At 60.7% G+C, this 18,181-nt stretch carries 19 protein-coding genes and 1 pseudogene; 12 read left to right on the forward strand and 8 right to left on the reverse strand.

The window, feature by feature from the left end:
- Window positions 1–23: 23 nt before the first annotated feature.
- The 4 genes from CN933_RS23860 to CN933_RS23875 all read right to left on the reverse strand — a co-directional run bounded on the left by CN933_RS23860 (window position 24) and on the right by CN933_RS23875 (window position 4,021).
- On the reverse strand, window positions 24–986 hold the full coding sequence (locus CN933_RS23860) for an ABC transporter permease (protein WP_100670268.1): 963 nt from the start codon (window positions 984–986) through the stop codon (window positions 24–26).
- Window positions 983–2,494, reverse strand: coding sequence for a sugar ABC transporter ATP-binding protein (locus CN933_RS23865; protein ID WP_102762597.1), 1,512 nt, complete (start codon window positions 2,492–2,494; stop codon window positions 983–985). The genes CN933_RS23860 and CN933_RS23865 overlap by 4 nt, the downstream gene beginning before the upstream one ends.
- A gap of 101 nt (window positions 2,495–2,595) precedes the next feature.
- Entirely contained in the window at window positions 2,596–3,486 is an 891-nt protein-coding gene (locus CN933_RS23870; RefSeq protein WP_010975799.1) for a substrate-binding domain-containing protein, read from the reverse strand.
- Window positions 3,487–3,643: 157 nt separating this feature from the next.
- A complete protein-coding gene (locus CN933_RS23875; protein ID WP_102762598.1) occupies window positions 3,644–4,021 on the reverse strand; it encodes a GFA family protein in 378 nt (125 codons plus the stop codon).
- A 222-nt stretch (window positions 4,022–4,243) separates the two neighbouring features.
- Between CN933_RS23875 and CN933_RS23880 the strand changes: the two genes are divergently transcribed.
- Window positions 4,244–4,618 carry a DUF427 domain-containing protein gene (locus CN933_RS23880; RefSeq protein ID WP_102762599.1) on the forward strand — a complete coding sequence of 125 codons (375 nt, stop codon included), beginning with the start codon at window positions 4,244–4,246 and terminating at the stop codon, window positions 4,616–4,618.
- 265 nt (window positions 4,619–4,883) lie between these two features.
- The gene (locus CN933_RS23885) at window positions 4,884–5,615 is read left to right on the forward strand and encodes a carboxylesterase family protein (RefSeq protein ID WP_102762600.1); all 732 of its coding nucleotides are present in this window, start codon (window positions 4,884–4,886) and stop codon (window positions 5,613–5,615) included.
- 168 nt (window positions 5,616–5,783) lie between these two features.
- Here CN933_RS23885 and CN933_RS23890 read toward each other — a convergent pair whose 3' ends face one another.
- Window positions 5,784–6,293: a DEAD/DEAH box helicase family protein gene (locus CN933_RS23890; RefSeq protein WP_102762601.1), complete on the reverse strand. Its 510-nt coding sequence runs from the start codon at window positions 6,291–6,293 to the stop codon at window positions 5,784–5,786.
- 424 nt (window positions 6,294–6,717) lie between these two features.
- Between CN933_RS23890 and CN933_RS23895 the strand changes: the two genes are divergently transcribed.
- Window positions 6,718–8,097, forward strand: coding sequence for an enoyl ACP reductase FabMG family protein (locus tag CN933_RS23895; RefSeq protein WP_102762602.1), 1,380 nt, complete (start codon window positions 6,718–6,720; stop codon window positions 8,095–8,097).
- 99 nt (window positions 8,098–8,196) lie between these two features.
- Here CN933_RS23895 and CN933_RS23900 read toward each other — a convergent pair whose 3' ends face one another.
- On the reverse strand, window positions 8,197–8,952 hold the full coding sequence (locus CN933_RS23900; protein ID WP_102762603.1) for a DeoR/GlpR family DNA-binding transcription regulator: 756 nt from the start codon (window positions 8,950–8,952) through the stop codon (window positions 8,197–8,199).
- A gap of 232 nt (window positions 8,953–9,184) precedes the next feature.
- On the opposite strand from CN933_RS23900, the gene CN933_RS23905 reads away from it, so the two are divergent.
- The 5 genes and pseudogenes from CN933_RS23905 to CN933_RS23920 all read left to right on the forward strand — a co-directional run bounded on the left by CN933_RS23905 (window position 9,185) and on the right by CN933_RS23920 (window position 11,806).
- Complete coding sequence (locus tag CN933_RS23905) at window positions 9,185–9,784, forward strand: NUDIX domain-containing protein (protein ID WP_102762604.1); 600 nt, start codon at window positions 9,185–9,187, stop codon at window positions 9,782–9,784.
- Window positions 9,772–10,236, forward strand: coding sequence for an acetyltransferase (locus CN933_RS23910; protein WP_102762605.1), 465 nt, complete (start codon window positions 9,772–9,774; stop codon window positions 10,234–10,236). The genes CN933_RS23905 and CN933_RS23910 overlap by 13 nt, the downstream gene beginning before the upstream one ends.
- A gap of 46 nt (window positions 10,237–10,282) precedes the next feature.
- Entirely contained in the window at window positions 10,283–10,426 is a 144-nt protein-coding gene (locus CN933_RS31615) for a hypothetical protein (RefSeq protein ID WP_180980796.1), read from the forward strand.
- Between the two features lie 83 nt (window positions 10,427–10,509).
- Window positions 10,510–10,983 (forward strand): GNAT family N-acetyltransferase, encoded by a 474-nt coding sequence (locus CN933_RS23915; RefSeq protein WP_245425144.1) that lies wholly within the window; start codon window positions 10,510–10,512, stop codon window positions 10,981–10,983.
- 192 nt (window positions 10,984–11,175) lie between these two features.
- Window positions 11,176–11,806 (forward strand): annotated as a pseudogene (locus CN933_RS23920) (tyrosine-type recombinase/integrase).
- A gap of 215 nt (window positions 11,807–12,021) precedes the next feature.
- On the opposite strand, the gene CN933_RS23925 reads toward CN933_RS23920, so the two are convergent.
- Window positions 12,022–12,960, reverse strand: a complete 939-nt coding sequence (locus CN933_RS23925; protein ID WP_102762607.1) for a YobF C-terminal domain-containing protein — start codon at window positions 12,958–12,960, stop codon at window positions 12,022–12,024.
- Between the two features lie 326 nt (window positions 12,961–13,286).
- Window positions 13,287–14,762, reverse strand: coding sequence for a MocR-like pyridoxine biosynthesis transcription factor PdxR (pdxR, locus tag CN933_RS23930; RefSeq protein WP_102762608.1), 1,476 nt, complete (start codon window positions 14,760–14,762; stop codon window positions 13,287–13,289).
- 155 nt (window positions 14,763–14,917) lie between these two features.
- Between pdxR and tauA the strand changes: the two genes are divergently transcribed.
- From tauA to CN933_RS23950, 4 genes are all read left to right on the forward strand, one after another.
- Window positions 14,918–15,937 carry a taurine ABC transporter substrate-binding protein gene (tauA, locus tag CN933_RS23935; protein ID WP_100670279.1) on the forward strand — a complete coding sequence of 340 codons (1,020 nt, stop codon included), beginning with the start codon at window positions 14,918–14,920 and terminating at the stop codon, window positions 15,935–15,937.
- A 90-nt stretch (window positions 15,938–16,027) separates the two neighbouring features.
- Window positions 16,028–16,840 (forward strand): taurine ABC transporter ATP-binding protein, encoded by an 813-nt coding sequence (locus CN933_RS23940; protein WP_102762609.1) that lies wholly within the window; start codon window positions 16,028–16,030, stop codon window positions 16,838–16,840.
- Window positions 16,833–17,660, forward strand: a complete 828-nt coding sequence (locus tag CN933_RS23945; protein ID WP_102762610.1) for an ABC transporter permease subunit — start codon at window positions 16,833–16,835, stop codon at window positions 17,658–17,660. Before CN933_RS23940 ends, CN933_RS23945 begins: the two co-directional genes overlap by 8 nt.
- A 120-nt stretch (window positions 17,661–17,780) precedes the next feature.
- Window positions 17,781–18,167, forward strand: coding sequence for a nuclear transport factor 2 family protein (locus CN933_RS23950; protein ID WP_102762634.1), 387 nt, complete (start codon window positions 17,781–17,783; stop codon window positions 18,165–18,167).
- The last annotated feature ends 14 nt before the right edge of the window (window positions 18,168–18,181 follow it).

Below are 18,181 nucleotides of genomic sequence, written 5' to 3' on the forward strand. Positions count from 1 at the left end.
GTGGATGTCACTCGTGTCGGGGTTCAGCGCTTTGCCTGCTTGGCGCGGACGTCGAGCCAGACGGCGACGAGGATCACCAGGCCCTTGACGATCAGCTGATAGAAGTAGGGGACGGAGAGCATGTTCATGCCGTTGTTCATCACGCCGATGATGAGCGCGCCGATCAGCGTGCCGACCATGGTTCCGACGCCGCCGGCAAGGCTTGTGCCGCCGAGAACGGCCGCGGCGATAGCGTCAAGCTCGTAGCTCATGCCCGCATTGGTCTGCGCGGAGAACAGGCGGGAGGAAAGCAGAATGCCGCTGATGGCCGCCATCACGCCGGAGATCATGAAGATCAGGATCTTCAGCCGGTCGACCTTGATGCCGGAGTAGACGGCCGCCTCGCGGTTGCCGCCGGTCAGATAGGCGCGCCGGCCGAAGCTCGTCTTGCTGAGCACGATCTGATTGATAACGAAGAGGACGGCGACGACCCAGATGATGATCGGCAGCCCCAGGAAACTCTCGGTGCCGATTGCGGTCCAGGTTTCGTTCTCGATCATGGCAGGCGCGCCGTTGGTGGGCAGGCTCACCATGCCGCGATAGATACCCATGGTCGCGACGGTGACGATGAAGGACGGCAAGAGCAGCTTGGCCGTCAGCACCCCGTTCAACATTCCCATCAGGGCGCCGGCAACGAGCGTCAGCGCAATCGCCGGCACGAAACCCATCCCGAAGGCAAAGCATTGCGCCCCGACCATTCCTGCCACCGCGATGATCGAGCCGACGGAAAGGTCGATCTCGCCGAGCAGGATCACCCACGTCATCCCGAAGGCCGCGATCGCGACGACGGCGACCTGCTGCAGGATGTTCATGAAGTTTACAACCGTCATGAAGCGCGGGTTGAAGAAGGAAAAGACGATGCAGAGCATCACCAGCGAGAGGAAGATGCCGCCATATTGCTTGAGAGCCCGAACGAGGGCGGCTTTGGCTGCTGTGTTCTGTGTCATGATCGAAACCCTGTCGCGTGAGCCATGATCGTCTCTGGAGTGAGGGCGGAGCCTTCGAGCGTGGCGCCGGGCGCGCCTTCATGCATGACGACCACGCGGTCGCTCATTCCCAGGACTTCGGGCAGGTCGGAGGAGATCAGCAGAATTGCCGTTCCCTCGGCCGCCAGCTGGCGGATGATCTTGTAGATCTCGAATTTCGCGCCGACGTCGACGCCGCGGGTCGGCTCGTCGAGGATCAGCACCCTGGGTCGCGTGAGCAGCCATTTGGCGAGCACGATCTTCTGCTGGTTGCCGCCGCTGAGGGCCCCCGCCGGCGTTTCCAGCGAGTTCGTCTTGATGGAGAGCTTCCCGACCTGTTCGGATGCCGCCGCCCGTTCCGCGCCGTGGCGGATGAAGCCCAAACCTCCGGCGAAGTTCGCGAGAGCCGCCATGGATATGTTCCACTCGACGCTGTGGCCGAGGACAAGGCCCTCTTCCTTCCGGTTCTCCGTCACGAAACCGATGCCGCGGGCGATGGCCTCGTCCGGGGAACGGAACCGCACGGACTCGCCATCGAGGCGAACCGTGCCTTCGGCGTTCTTCATGCCGAAGAGCGCGTTCATCACCTCCGAGCGGCCCGAACCGACAAGGCCGAAGAAGCCGAGGATCTCACCGGCGCGCACGTGGAAGGACACGTCGTGAAACTCGCCTTCGCGCGTCAACCGGTCGACTGCAAGGACCGGGGCGCCGTCCGCCGCCACACGGTGCATCGGCGGCGGGTAGATTTCGTCCATGCGGCGCCCGACCATCAATGCGATCAGCGTCTCGATGGTGACTTCGTCGCGCGCATGCGTCGCGACATATTCGCCGTCTCTGATGACGGTGATGTCGTCGCTGAGCCGCATGATCTCTTCCATGCGGTGCGAAATATAGATGACCGCGGCGTTGCGCTGCTTCAGCCGGCCGATGATCTCGAAGAGGATCTCGGCCTCGCTGTCGCTGAGCGAGGAAGTCGGCTCGTCCAGAATGACGACCTTGGCATCATGGCTCAGGCCCTTGGCGATCTCGACGAGCTGTCGCTGGGCGATCGAGAGATTGCCGACCTTCTCCGTCACGTCGATGGGAAGTCCGAGGTCGGCTACGATCCGTTGCGCCTCTGCGACGAGCGCCTTGTCGTTGATGAAGCCGAAACGGCGTGGCTCGCGCGTGGCGAGGATGTTCTCAGCGACCGTCAGATTGTTGCAGAGGCTCAATTCCTGGAAGACGATCGCCAGCCCGAGCGAGGCGGCTTCCTGCGGGTTGGCGGGCCGGTAGGGCTGCCCGTCGAGAACGATCTCTCCCGACGTTGCCCCGTGCACGCCGGCGAGAATCTTCATCAAGGTCGATTTGCCGGCGCCGTTTTCGCCGAGCAGCGTATGCACCCGGCCGCGCCGGACCTCGAGCCGCATCCCCTTGAGGGCGGCGACCTGCCCGAAGGACTTGGTGACATCGGTGATCTTGAGAATGGTATCCGCAGCGGAACCATGCATGGCGGGCCTCCTTCAGCCGGACCGGAGCGTATCCGGCGGCATGCGCCGGATACGCCCGTGGTATGCCGCCGCCAGCAGGCGGCAGCCGTCCTGGGAGGGACCTATTTCCCGGTGTAGACGCCCGGTACGATCGGCTGCTCGGCCGGCACCGTCTCTCCGGCGACAACCTTTACGGCGGTGTCGATCGCCTGTTTGCCCATCTGGTCCGGGAATTGCTGGATCACGCCGACCATTACCGGATTGCCGTCGACGGCATCGCGTGCTTCCTTCATGCCGTCGAAACCGATGACCTTGACCTGCGATTCCAGTCCGGCAGCCTTGACGGCAACGGCCGCGGCAAGGGCCGCATCGTCGCCGAAGCCGAAAATGCCGGTAATGTCGGGGTTGGCCTGCAGCATGTTCTGTGCGGCGGCGAGGGCTTCTGCGCGGGTGATGCCCGTCTGGGTCGCGACGATCTCCATTTCCGGATGCTTGGCGATCGCTTCCTTGAAGCCGTTGACGCGATTGACCACCGACTGAACCGTCGGATAGTCGATAATGGCGACCTTGCCCTTGTTTCCGAGAACCTCGGCCATGAGCTCGCCCGCCTTCACGCCGCCGGTGAAATTGTCGGTGCCGATATGCGACGTCACCGTCGCCCCATTGGCCGGAACGTCGACGGTGATCACTTTGATGCCGGCCTTTTCCGCCTTTGCGATGGCCGCGCGTACGCCCTGGCTGTCGACAGGTGAGATGACAATTACATCAACGCCCTTGACGATGAAGTCCTCGACGTCGGCGAGCTGCTTGTTGAGATCCTGATTGGCGATCGCCACTTCGAGCGCGACATTCTTTTCCTTGGCTTCGGCTTTCATCGCCTCGGCGAGCTCAATGTAGAACGGGTGCTGCTGGGTCAGGAGCGATGCGCCGATACCGTCGGCGAAGGCGCCGGATGCCAGCAAGGTGAGCGCGGTGCCGGCGACGAGAGTTTTGAGAATGCGGGGCATATTCATGGTTTCCTCCCTTGGAAACGGCGGGCCTTCAACGTTTGCAACCAGGCAGGCGGGCCCTCCCGTCCCTGACCTTGGCAGGGAGTAAACACCATAAAACTTATCGCGCGTCAATTTTAAAAAGAACACACAACAACAAAAATCAGCGCGCGAGAAAATATTAGCTTCGGCTTCGATCCCCCGGATATTGCGGCACCGGAAGGGGAGGCAACCACCCTTCGCGCCGGACGACCCAGATCTCGTATTGGGGATTGAGGGCGGCCGGGGCGTCGTCCAGTGACCCGACGCGAATTTCGGTTTCCTCTTCTCCCGGGTTGAAGAGCCGCGATCCGCAGTCGGGGCAAAAGCCACGGCCCGCGAATATCCTGACTTCGCCAGAGCTCTTGAAAGCCCGGGTGGGCCAGACGGCGAAGGTCACGAAAGAAGAGCCGCTTTCCTTGCGGCAGTCCGCACAATGGCAAAGTCCCACCCGCAAAGGTTCTCCGCGCACCTCATATCTCAGCGCGCCGCAAAGGCACCCACCTGTTCTCGCAATCATCTGCCGGCATCTCCAATCTGGCTAAACATCAAGCGGGATCAAGGAAGGGCGCATGCCCGTTTCCGCCCGCATCCGCTCCAACTCTTTCAGATATCCGATGGTTCATGATTTTGTTTGGCCGGACCGGAAGCCATCCCAGCCCGTCGAGGCGGTGCGGCCCTTGGGGAGCGGGAGGCGTGACCCTATCTAAGGGGCGGTGCAACCACCTGAAGGCGAACGCTCATGTCAGACAAGCCGATCAGAATTCCAGGCCCCGACCATCCGATCACTGTCGAACGCAATCCCCGGCGTGTTGTAGTCAGGCTCGATGGCCGCATCGTGGCCGATACGCGCGACGCGCTCACATTGCGCGAGGCGTCCTATCGGCCCGTGCAATACATCCCCCGCAGCGACGTCGACATGTCGCTGCTTGCGCGCACCGATCATGGGACCTATTGCCCCTACAAGGGCGATGCGTCCTATTACAGCATCGCGGCCGGTGGCGAACGCTCGAAGAATGCCGTCTGGACCTATGAGAATCCGCATGAAGCGGTCCGTGAGATCAAGGAGCACATGGCATTCTATCCGGACCGGGTGGATGCGATCGAGGAAACGTAGCGGCAGGACCCGCTCGCTCGGCTCGACCTGTCTGCCCTTCTACGAGAAGGAGAGAACGGCCTGACCCAGTGATTGCTCGCCACGCCGGAGGTAATTCTTCACTCGACAACCGGGCTGTCAGGTCGCGCTTCCGGGATTGCCGCGGCGTTCCGCGACAATCCTTCCCCGAGGCGACGGTTCCATCCCCGGGGTAGGGAGGCTTGAGTTCTCGTTTTTCGGTTCCATTTGATGCTTGCAGGCGCAACATTATGAAGCAGGTGGTCGAATGACGCGGAACATCATGGCACTGGCTTTCACGGCCGTAATTGGAATGGGCAGTGCAGGCGTGGCGCATGCAGAGCAGTTGGCAGCGAGATCGAGCACCAGCATAAAGAATGATCTCAACTATCTGATTTACACGCCGGACGACTATGCGTCGTCCAGCAACGCGTATCCGCTTGTCGTGTGGCTACACGGCGGCGATCAGGGCGGGACCGATATCGAGAAAGTCAGATCGAGTGGCATTCCGAAATTGATCGAGGAGGGAAAGAAGTTCCCCTTCCTGGTGTTTTCACCTCAGAATCCGAGTGAAGAGCTGCTTTATCCGATCGAGAAAGTCGAGGCGGCGCTCGACGAGGTTATGTCGAAGTATCGCGTCGATCGCGCGCGTGTCTATGTCGTGGGGTTCAGTCGCGGCGCTTTCGCTGCTTGGGCCATGGCAGAACAGTTTCCCGAAACATTCGCCGCTGTCGTTCCGATCGCCGGCGGCGGCAATCGCCACTACCTTAGCAGAACAAATGAAAAGGCAGCCTTCTGGGTGTTCCACGGCACGAACGATGAAGTCATCCCTTTGTCGGATTCAGTCGTGCTTTATGAGCGGCTTGTGGGTCTGAAGCGTAATGCTCGTCTGAGTGTCTTGGAGGGCGTGGACCACTCGGGCGTCGAGCGGGCCGCCTTGAACGATCCCGAGCTCTGGGACTGGCTTCTGAAACAGCGCCTTGAGGTTGCGCCTGAGTAGACCTGTCGATCCTCAGCGCGTACCGCGAATGCGAACGGCGTCTGCTTGGCGCCCGCTCCGATCAAAAAGCCCGGTGAAGCCGACACCGCCGCCAGTGAGCCGTACGGCAGCTAGCGGCTTTCTCGCAACAATCAGTTGCTTCCCTCCCTATCACAAACCTGCCGGGCTTCAGGTGAGTTTAGCGAGGATCGCGTCGACGACACTTGGGACGGTATTCGCCGTGTCGATATCGATGCCGGCAGGAAGATACTTCCGGGTACGATGATAGCGGAGTACCAGGGCCCGCTCGGCCGGCTCGAAGCCCGGCTCATTCGGCCGCCCATCCAGTCGTCGGTTCAACGTCTCAACGTCGATGTCGAGCACGAAAACCTTATCGAACAGGTCCAGGAATTTGTGGAAATTGCGCGAGCCGCCACAAAAGAACGTGGCAGGATGGGTGGTGTCGGCAGCAATAGCGCGGACCTTCTCGACAGACCAGATCCAGTGCGCGTATCCCCAAGCGATGCGGTCTGCGCCTTCGGGTGGTCCTGCGAGCGCCTGGCCTGTCTCGGGGTCGCCGACATAGGCCAAAACGCGGTCACCATGGACGACATGGTAGCCCCGCCGCTCCAGTTCGGTAGCGACAGACGTCTTTCCGGTACCCGAGCCGCCTTCGATTAGATAGTTCTTGATGCCCATGGGTCCTTTTTATCACCGCCTTCAATCCGGGTGTGAAGACACTCTACCTGGGGTGCGCTCAACAAGGGTATCGCCTTGCGGAAAGAAGATACCCACAAACTTCGAGCCGCCAGCAAACAGCGCTGTCAACGGCGCTCCGCTTGCTAGTGCCGCTGCCGCACCGATGCCACCCCAAGCTGCATCGAGACCTTCCGGCCCCTCGATCCAGACGGACGTGCCGCCGAAAGCCGCACTCGTTTATCGGCGCGCCGATCTCCAACGGCCTCGGCATTTCGCCGCATTGCAGGAACAGCAGAGACCGACTTCACGTTTTGAAATGAACGGTCACCGAAAATGAGTTCCCATTCGGTGCCAGTGCGGTCATGTCTTTGCGACGCTCGTATGAGCCATTGCTCGACGACACACGAATCAAAGAGCTGACAGCATGGAAAATCCGGTTGCACTGAATCGTCTTTCCGAGAACACGGTCTTCCGTAAAGGCGATGTTTTCGTACTCTTCGGCGAACTGTTCGGCCGCGGATACGCCACCGGTTTGCTCGAGGAAGCCCGGCGGGCTGGAATGGAGATTGTCGGGATCACCGTCGGGCGGCGCGACGAGAACAACGCGCTTCGGCCGCTCGACGCCGAGGAACTGTCTTCGGCGGAGGCCCGGCTGGGCGGCAGGATCATCAACATACCTCTTATGGCGGGATTCGATCTCGATGCGCCCGCAGGCGGCCCAACTCCCACCGATCTCCTGGCAAAGATGACGCTTGAGAGCTGGGAACACGACAAGCTCGACTGGGACTATGTGAGGCAATGCCGCGACATCGCCACTGCGCGTTTTACGGAGTCGCTTGCAAAGGTCATGACCGTTCTCGACGGAATGATCGCCGCTGGCCGCAATGTTTTCTTCGCCCACACAATGGCCGGAGGCATCCCGAAGGCGAAGGTATTATTGGTCGTCGCCAATCGAATCTACAAGGGAACCGGAACCCGCCACATGTCGTCGCAGACCTTGCTCGACAGTGATATGGGAAAACTCATCCTGCAGAATTTTGACGACGTCTCCGCAAACACCTTTCGCCATCTCATTGATTTCAGCGCGGCGATTCGCGAGCGCGTGGAAGCTTCGGGCGGTCAAATACGATATACGGCCTATGGTTACCACGGATCGGCGATCCTCATTGACGGAAGCTATCGTTGGCAGACCTACACCAACTACACCCAGGGTTATGCCAAGATGCGGCTCGAAGGCATTGCAGAGGAAGCCTGGGCGAAAGGCATCAAGGCAACTGTCTATAACTGTCCCGAAATCCGGACCAATTCGTCCGATGTGTTCACGGGTATCGAACTGCCCCTGATACCGCTGCTGCTTGCGTTGAAGAAAGAAAACGGCGGCCAATGGGCAGACGAACAGTGGCAGGCCTGCGAGCAGCTTCTGGCAGACGGCTTAACCATGAAGGATGTGTTCCGGAAGATCACCGACATGCAGGCCAGCGAGGTCATGCGCCCGTTCTATGAGTTTTCGGCATGGCCCATGGCAAACAGCCAGGCACAGGCCGATTTGACCATCGGCACGTCCAACGAAATCACCCGGATGCATCGGGATAGCAAGTTGATGATCAGCGATCTCCTGAGCGGTCTCGTCGTGAAGGCAACCGGGCAGCTGATTTTCGGCGAATCTTCCGAACCCTCCGGTCCCGTCCTGTGGCTCAACCACGATATCGTGGCTCGGCGACTTAACGCTTCCCACCCGCATGCGAAGTCTACCGCGCCGCTTGTCACGCAGGGAACGGAATCTTCGCACCTTGAGATGGCGTGACGGGTTCCCAGCTTAGCGTGGAACCTGGTGTTTTGGCCATGAAGCGACGATTCTTCAGACAGGAATGGGCCTTCATTTCCGCCACTGTCCGCCGTCTGCTTACGACGATATGATCTGCATGCCGAGATCGCGAAAAGGGGTGAGCAGATCCTCGGAACACTTCCTGCTCACAATAAGCCCGTCGACGTCATCGAAGCCAACGACGCTGTACGCGGAGACGGCACCGAGCTTTTCCCTCGAGCCAAGCACGACCGTCTCCGCAGCCTGGCGGCAGATCGCCCGCTTCACCGCCGCCTCCTCGCGGTCTCCCGTCGTCAGGCCGTGCTCTACATGGATACCGGTCACGCCCATGAAGTAGAGATCCACGCGGATCTGCGATATTGCTTCGATGGCGACGGCCCCTACGGAGACGTTCGAATGCTTGTAGATGTGACCGCCGATAAGCTCCACATCCACTCCCGGATGATCAAGAAGAGCGGTTGCGACGTCGGGGCTATGGGTCACAACCGTCGCCCTCAAGCCCTTTGGGAGGGCGCGCGCGAGCCTGATTGTCGTCGTGCCTCCATCCAGGAAGACGATCTGTCCTTCGTTGACCATGCCGGCGGCGACCTTGGCGATCTCGGCCTTGTCGTTGACGGACACATTTCGGCGCGTGGGAAGGTCTTTGAGTGCCTTGGAGGCGGGGAGAGCGCCGCCATGCACGCGTTGAAGTAGTCCTTCGCCAGCAAGCTCCCGAAGGTCTCGCCGGATCGTGTCCTCGGATAGGCCCAGCTTCCGGCTGAACTCTTTCGCGACGATCCGGCCTTCCTTGCCGAGGGCGTCGAGGAGCAGCGCCTTGCGCTCAGTGGTCAGCATGTGGAAGCTTCCTTTTCAGATAGTGCAAACCTGGCAATAACCGCTGCAATTGAATCCCTAGCTCCAGCCCGTGGCGGCTCTGCAATGCAGGCTCGGGAGTGACTGCAGGAATTTCCCGAACGTGGAAGCTCGCCTTAACGCGCCCGCCATAATGCGTCCGTCGCCTATGCTCCGCATATTGCACGAACACAAATATCATGCAATATCGTGCAGTATGTGATGGAGAACGTGTATGTCGGTTGCAGATCGGATTCGGGTTGAGCAGGTGACCACCCTGTCGGACGACTGGTATGTCCTGAAGAAGACGACCTTCAGCTTCCGTCGGACGGACGGAGAGTGGCAGAGACAGAGCAGGGAGACCTACGATCGCGGCAATGGCGCAACGATCCTGCTTTACGATTTGCAGCGCCGAAAGGTCTTGCTCACCCGGCAGTTCCGCTACCCTGCCTTTGTCAACGGGTATGACGATCTTCTGATCGAGACACCCGCTGGCCTTCTGGACAAGGCAACACCGGAAGAGCGGATCAAGGCGGAGGTGGAGGAGGAGACCGGATACCGCGTCACCGATGTCAGTCAGGTGTTCGAAGCGTTCATGAGCCCTGGATCGGTGACGGAACGGCTTCACTTCTTTGTTGGAGCCTATTCGACCGCTGATCAAGTATCGGAGGGTGGTGGCGACCCGGACGAAGGCGAAGACATCGAACGTCTGGAGCCGACAATCGAAGAGGCGCTGAGGATGATCGCCGACGGCAGGATCCGCGACGGCAAGACCATTATGCTCCTGCAATATGCGGCGCTGCACCTCTTCAAGGACACCGCATGTTCACCTTGAGAGCGGTGAAACGCGAAGACCTTGCGCGCAACTTCGAGATCTGGCGCACGTCGGTTCTGGCGACGCACCAGTTTCTCTCGGCGGAAGACTTCAACGAGATCGGCGAGCTCGTCGAGAAGTCGTATCTGCCAACCGCAGATTTTACAGTTGCGGTTGACGCGGATGACACCGCCCATGGGTTCATGGGCACGACTGGAGATCATGTCGATGCCTTGTTCGTCCACGCTGAGAGTAGGGGTCAAGGCATCGGGCGGCTCCTTCTGCATTCGTTTCTGGCAACCCGAAGCGAGGCGACCGTCGACGTCAACGAGCAGAACGCCTCCGCAAAAGGCTTATATGAAGCCATGGGCTTTGATCAGCAGGGACGATCGGACACGGATTCAGAGGGTCGACCGTATCCGATCCTTCACATGCGCTGGAGGCGCGAACGTGACCCGACTGTTAAGACGTGATAGAGAGCGTCTGGCGTCGTGACCTTGGACGGGAGACCGGGCCGGATTGGATAACGAGCAGGAGTTCTTCGCCGATGCCCCGGGCAGGCGCAAGGAGGCGCTTACTGCCGACAGGCCGCCAGGGCGGTTCGGACTGCCCGAAGAGGTTTCAGCCATGGCGGCTCTGCTGGCGTCGATGAATGCTCCCTAAACCATCGACACTGACTTGAACATCGATAGCGCGATTCTCACAGGGTCGATCGCCCATCCAGACCGAAGGCAAATTCATAAGCGATGAGTTCAGATCCGTGCAGCATCAAGATTCGTCGGGCTAGATCTACTGAACCAGAGGTTGTGGCATCTGTATTCCGGAGGTCGCGCCAAGCCTTTCTCCCCTACTTGCCAGATCTGCACACCTTTGAGGAAGACAAGGCCTACTTCCGCAACATCGTGTTCCAAGACTGCGATGTGTGGGTGGCTGACGAACAGCAGTTGGTCGTCGGCTTCTGCGCCTTCCAGCAAGGTTGGGTGGAACATCTTTACCTCCTGCCTGGCTATACGGGCCGCGGGATCGGCCGGAAGCTGATTGCGAAGGCGCAGGACCATTTCGACCATCTTCAGCTCTGGGTTTTCCAGGCGAATGTTGATGCGATCGCCTTCTACGAGCGAAACGGGTTCGTCAGGATTCGTGAGACGGACGGAACCGACTGTCAGGAGAAGATGCCCGATGCGCTATATCGGTGGGATGCCGGCGTGACAGCAGGGTAACGTCGGTGTCGCGTCGGCCTCAGGAAGCTTTAACAACGGCTTCGGGCCGAGTCTCAGACCTCACACCGCGCCTCGGATATCTGCTTCTCTCACAACCGCCTTAGAAGCAGAAGGTCCGCCTCCGGCCCCCCGAGCTGCTAAGCTGGTGTTTCCCGGCTCTCCATCGGCCAATCAAGGCCGAGCAGAACTCACATGGGCCACTCTCAATACGATGATGCCAGCCGTGAACGCGCCGCTTGGAACACAGGAAAGAAGGTGGGAACCAAGCGTCCGCTCACACAGAAGCAAATCTGAGCTGTTCGCTTCTTCCTCGATCGCGAGGGACGTGTTCGTGACCGCGCCTTGTTCGATCTGGCAATCGAAAGCAAGCTTCGCGGCTGCGACCTGATAAAGATCAGGATCCGCGATCTGGTCGCCGGCGGAAATTCGGACCCGTGCGATCGTTGTTCAGCAAATGACGGGTCGGCCAGTCCAGTTTGAGATCACCAGCGACGTCAGAGCCAGCCTTCTGGCTTGGCTTGAAAGGCGTGGTGGCACGGTCGACGACTATGCATTCCCGAGCCGGATCAATCACGCCCACCACATGAGCACGCGGCAATACGCCCGCCTGGTAGACGAATGGGTCACCGCGATTGGTCTGCCTCCAGAGGAGTATGGCACGCATTCGCTTCGACGCACGAAGGCATCGATGATCTACAAAGCGACAGGAAATCTCCGCGCCATCCAGATCCTGCTTGGCCACTCCAAGATCGAGAACACCGTTCGCTACCTTGGCGTCGATGTCGAGGACGCACTGCTCTTGGCAGCGCGAACCGAAATTTGACATCTGAGCGGTCACCAAATTGGATGACCGCTTCAGGTCACAGCGTACGTTGCCGTTCTGCAAGTCCTGGGTAGGAAGCCGAACGGCCGCCTTAAGACTGGCAGTGGATAAAGCGACCATTCGGTGTCGCAGAAATCGGTCACGCGGGGACCGAATTTGGCACCTGACTTTTGCGACGGAAATTCCTGAGAGCGCCGGCGATTTTGACGCGAAACTTAGGATTTCTGCGACATGCCTTGAAGCGCGGATAGAAAACGGGGGTACGTCGGGGCGAGCTTTCGCAAGATGGCGGCCGCCTCTGCATCACGCCCAACCGCCAATGGGTATTGCAGCGAGCCAATCAAAACTGCTTGGTCAGAGGCTATTTGAGCCGCGTCAGCTCGACCGACACGGGCAAGGCATTTTGCCGCATCGGCAAGCCGCCTTGCGCCCACGCGCACGGCGAAGTGGATCAGGTGCCCACGTAGATCTTCGCTGCACCCGTTCTCGATCATGCTTGCCAGCAGCTCGGCGGCTTCATCATTGCCAACGGTGCCCTCTGGCAAGTGCTGCGCGTGTTCCATCGACAGCCACCGCATCGCAGCGGGCAGCGAAGCCCGGATTATGTCATCCTCCCCAACCTCACGCACACGGCGAAAATGGGTCCGCATGGTATAGGGCTCCCCATAGTCTAGGGTTTCCGCCCGCCACGCGGTTAAAAAATTATCCAGCGGCAGGGATGCGAAGGGATAGCCTTGCGGGTCGTGCATCCGCACTTGTCTGTTATCAACGGCAAGCACGATAACATAGTGGTCCGCTCCTATGGGACCATCCATGCCGGGCTGGTGCCGAAGATAGCCCATCTCCACCGGGCCAACCCAGACCGGGCCGTCGGAGAGCGCCGATTTGAGCCGGGCAAGCGCATCCTCCGCGCTGCCGCCCTTGGTGACGGCCGAAGTCCAGCCCATCGCGTCGAGGGCGTCGTTGAAACCGGCTTCGGGTGTCCATCCATAGGGATCGAAGAACGGCAGCGCGCCACCCACGAGCTGCATACCGAAGGGGCTGCTGGTCGCGAACTCGATGGCCGCTGTTGACGGCGCATCCCCTCCGAACATCATCGCGAACGAATTAGCGTAGCAGTATGGGCCAGAGCCGACATAGGGAACATGCTTCATGGATTTGCCTCCGATGTGAGTGCGAGAGGCAAGACAAGAGCGGCATTTTCCCAAAAATTGTCAACTGTGTCGCGAAGATGATCAAGATAACAGCGACGTGCAAGGTCCGCTTTAAGCGCCCTTGCCTCCCATCATAAACGGCCGAAATGGGTCGCTTGCCGAACGGCAGCTATCGGCTGGGCATATTCCAGGACCGGACAGCAGCAGTCGGCCCCTTTTCACCCTCACCAATGGCAACTCCCCACGTCTGCCAAAGTTGACACGGTGAATGCCCATGCGCAGATCGCTACTGCCCGCCGCTGCCACCCGAAGCTGCAAGATTCATCCTACCCCCGCTCCCCGATCCGCGCCGCGGTCAGAGCCACGCCGTCGGCTATGCGGTTGCGTGCAATCGACGAGTAGCCCATGCGGAAGAAGCGGCACGGTCCGTCGTCCTGCGGGAAGAAGGGGGATCCGGATTCGATCAGCACGCCGTCCTTGCGCAAAGCGTTCATCAGCAGGTCCGCATCGAGACCTTCCGGCCCCTCGATCCAGAAGGACGTGCCGCCGAAAGCCGCAGATCCTGCAATCTTCAATCCGGCATCCCGGAGGGCGGCGTCCATGATGATGTGGCGGCGATGATACTCCTCGCGCATCCGGTGCAGCACGGCATCATAGTGGCCGAGCGCCAGGAAATAGGCGGCCGTTCTCTGGAGGTGTCCCGGCGGATGCCGCAACATCAGCGCCCGTAGTGCCCGCGCCTCCCGGATCACGGCAGCCGGTGCCACCAGATAGCCGAGACGCAGGCCGGGAAACAGCGATTTGGAGAAACTGCCGATGTAGAAGACCCGCCCGCTGCGGTCGAAGGCCTTGAGGGCAGGGGAAGGGGGCGCCAGAAAGCTCATCTCGAACTCGTAATCGTCCTCGACGATTATGAAGTCCTTGGAGGCGGCCGCCTCGAGCAAGGCCGCCCGCCGCTCGATCGGCATCGTCGCGCCGGTCGGCGAATGATGGCTGGGCGTGACGAACACGGCATCGACCTCTTGCGGAAGCGCGGCGGGCGGCAGGCCGTCCCTGTCCACATCGACGAAGGTGATCCCGGCGCCGCTCAAGCGAAGCGATGCACTCATGTCGGGATGGCAGGGGTTCTCGCAGACCGCATGGGCGCCCTGACGCAACAGGAGCTGGATGACGATCCAGAGGGCGTTCTGCGCGCCCACCGTCACCAGGATCTCGTCGGGGTTCGCACGGATGCCGCGGCCCGGCAAGGTGCGCGAACAGATATAGTTGACGAGCTGGATGTCGTCCGCCGCCGCGAAGTCGCCCGCCATCAGCTCGAAATCCTCGCGCGCCAGCGCCCGTCGCGCGCAGTCGCGCCAGGCCGTGAGATCGAACAGTGACGGGTCCATCTGACCGTATAGGAACGGGTAGGGATAGGCTCGCCAGTCGAGGGGCTTACGCATCTGCTTGGCCACGATGAAGGTCGAGCGCAACTTGGCCGACCAGTCGATCGCATCGGCCGCAGCATGGGCGGCCTGCATCGCGATTGCTGTCGTCGGGGGTTTGCCGGCGACACGGTAGCCGCTCCGGTTCGCCGCCTCCACATAGCCTTGGGAAGCGAGTTCCTGATAGGCGAGCGTTACGGTGATCCGCGAAATATTCAGATAGGCCGCAAGCTTGCGGCTGGAGGGCAATTGGGCGCCCGGCGCCAGGCGGCCCGACAATACGGCCGAAACGATCGTTTCACGGATCTGCGCCTGCAGGCCCGTTTGGCTGGCCCGGTCGAGGAAGAAGATCGTTTCCGAGACCGTCGAGCCCGCCATTGTTCACCTCCTCCAACTGGACTCATCTAACTTCCTATCTGGATATAAGGCAATCCGGGACGTGGGCATATTTCTATTCGGCAAGCAAAGACCGTCATTCAATGTACGGCGCGACCCCGCAAAAAGCGGGGCGACATAACCAAGAGGGTAACGACATGATCCACCTTAGAAGTTTCAAGCACTTATCCGGAGCCGTGGCGATCGCCGCCGGTGTCCTCACCTCCTTCGCCGCCCAGGCGGAAACCAGCGTCGTCGTGGGCTACCAGCAGATCGTCGGCCCGTTCATCTCGGCGATCGCCGACGGTCGTTTCGATGCCGCAGCGAAGGAAGCCGGCTATACGATCGATTGGCGCCAGTTCAGTTCCGGCGGTGACATTTCGACCGCCCTCGCTTCCGGAAACGTGCCGATCGGCGTCATCGGTTCGACCGGCACGACAGCCGCGGCGACCCGCGGCGTCGGGCTCGAACTCTTCTGGATACTGGACAATATCGGCAAGTCGGAAGCGCTCGTCGCCCGAGAAGGATCCGGCATCGAAAAGCCGGAAGACCTGAAAGGGAAGAATGTCGGCGTTCCCTTCGTCTCGACTTCGCACTTCCACCTGCTGGTCGGCCTCGAACAGGTCTGGAAAACCGATCCGCGGGAAGTGAACATCCTCAACATGAAGCCGCCGCAGATCGTCGCAGCCTGGCAGCGCGGCGATATCGATGCCGCCTATGTCTGGCCACCGGCGCTGTCGGAACTCCTGAAGAGCGGCAAGGTCATCTCCGATTCCGAGGCGATCGGCGCGGCGAGCGTACCGACCTTCGACGGCCTCGTGGCCGACAAGGAATGGGCCGAGCAAAACCCCAAATTCATGGCCGCCTTCACCAAGGTGCTCGCGGACGCCTATGCCGATTACAAGGCGAATGGCAGCGGCTGGAAGGCTGACTCGCCGCAGGTCCAGGGCATGGTCAAGCTGATCGGCGGCGACGCCGAGGGTATCGTCCAGGCTTTGAACCTCCTGTCCTTCCCGACCGTCGACGAACAGGTCTCCGATCAGTGGCTTGGCGGCGGCGCTGTCCGGGCGCTGGAGGCGAGCGCCAAATTTCTGGTCGATCAGAAACAGATCGACACCGCGCTCGACGACTACGCGCCCTTCGTCAACAGCTCATATGCGAAAGAAGCCTCCAAGTAGCAGACGACGCGCGCTCCCGCCCGCGCGCCGTGCGCAGTCAGGAGCGCCGCTGATACCCTCGACACAGCACTTTCCAGGAAGGCCTGCGACATGGAAACGCTTAACGTCAGCAATGTCAGTCTGACCTATCCCGGTCTCTATTCGGACCAGGCGGTCATCGCGCTCAAGGGCGTGGATCTCGAAATCAAAAGCGGCGATTTCGTCGTCGCCCTCGGTGCGTCCGGATGTGGCAAGACCACGCTTCTCAACCTGATGGCGGGGTTCATGGCGCCGAGCGCCGGGGAAATCATGCTGGGCGACCGCCGCATCACCGGCCCCGGTGCCGACCGTGGCGTCGTCTTCCAGAAGCACGCGCTGCTCCCTTGGCTTAACGTCATAGACAATACCGAGTTCGGATTGAAGCTCAGGGGTGTCGACAAGGCGACCCGGCGGGACCTGGCGACCAGAAATCTCGCGCTTGTCGGGCTGCAGGATTTCCACCGGCACATGATTTATCACCTCTCCGGCGGCATGCAGCAGCGTGTCGGCATCGCCCGCGCGCTCACCTGCGATCCGGCGATGCTGCTCATGGACGAGCCGATGGCTGCCCTCGACGCGCTGACGCGCGAGACCATCCAGGAATTGCTGCTCGAAGTGTGGCAACTCACCAACAAGATGTTCTTCTTCATCACCCACAGCGTCGAGGAGGCGCTGTTCCTCGGCTCCAGGCTGATCGTGATGTCGCCCCGTCCGGGCCGCATCACCCATACCTACGAGCTCGATTTCAACAAACGCTTCCTGGAGAACGGCAATGCACGCGCAATCAAATCCAGCCGCGACTTCATCGACATGCGTGAAGAAATCCTCGGCATCATCTATGGCGACGAGCGCCAGTCCGGGAACCCGGAGATCCTCCATGCTTGAGGGTGTCGCAAAGAGCAAACCGGTTCGTCCGGGCAGGATCTACGGTGCGCCGGGCGACGGCATGAGCGGCCACATCAGCCTGCTCACGGCCCTTGCGTTCATCGCGCTCTGGCTGCTCGTAACCGAAATGGGCTGGATCAAGCCGCTGTTCCTGCCGTCGCCTCTCGCCGTCTGGGACAAGTTCGTGATTGCGCTTACGGAAGGCGTCTCGAACTCCACTTTGGCGCAGCATACGCTGTCAAGTCTCGGCCGCGTGCTCGGAGCTTTCCTGCTGGCACTCGTCACGGCCGTTCCCGTCGGCATCCTCATGGGCGTCAACCGGGTGGTGCGCGGTCTCTTCGACCCGATCATCGAATTCTACCGGCCGCTGCCGCCGCTCGCCTATCTGCCACTGATCATCATCTGGCTCGGAATCGGCGAATTCCCGAAAGTGTTCCTGATCCATCTGGCGATCTTCGCGCCGATGGCGATCGCCGCCAGAGCCGGTGTCCGCTCGGTCTCGACGGAACAGATCCATGCGGCCTATGCGATGGGCGCGACGCGAGCCCAGGTGATCAGGCACGTGATCCTGAAGGCTGCCCTGCCGGAGATATTCACCGGCATGCGTATCGGAATCGGCGTCGGCTGGACCACGCTCGTCGCCGCCGAAATGGTGGCCGCCCATCGTGGCCTCGGCTTCATGGTGCTGAATGCCGCCGAATATCTCGCCAGCGATACGGTCATCATGGGCATCGTCGTCATCGGCGTCTTCGCTTTCGCCTTCGATCTCATGATCCGCTACCTCGAAAAGGCGCTCATTCCCTGGAAGGGCAAAGTGTGACGGCAGCCAATCGGACGTAGTGGGCGCCGCCCCGGACAACCTCTTCCAACCCATTTCAAACGGGCTTAGCGCCGCCCGCCCGGCGAAGCTATGCCCATGCATCAACAAAGGAATTTCGACATGACTGCCGAAGATCTCGCAAAGCTTTTCGACGCCTTCAACAGGCACGACATCGACGACGTCATGGCCTTTTTCGCCGCCGATTGCGTCTTCAACGCCGTTGCCGGGCCGGAGGCCTGCGGCAAGCGCATCGTCGGCGCTGCGGCGATTGCCGATGCCTTCTCAGGTGTATGGACGGCAATGCGGGATGCCCATTGGGATCATCACAGCCACTTCGTCCACGCTGATCGCGCCGTCTCCGAGTGGACGTTCTCAGGCACCAATGAGGACGGCTCGCGCGTCGTCGCGGAAGGCTGCGATCTCTTCACGCTTCGCGACGGAAAGATCGTCCGCAAGCAGGCATTCCGAAAGAACCGGCCGCTCATCGAACCGCAGCCGAGATACTGAGAGCCTCAGGGCAG

It is taken from the genome of Sinorhizobium sp. M4_45 (assembly GCF_002885915.1).
GTDB classification, from domain to species: domain Bacteria; phylum Pseudomonadota; class Alphaproteobacteria; order Rhizobiales; family Rhizobiaceae; genus Sinorhizobium; species Sinorhizobium meliloti_A.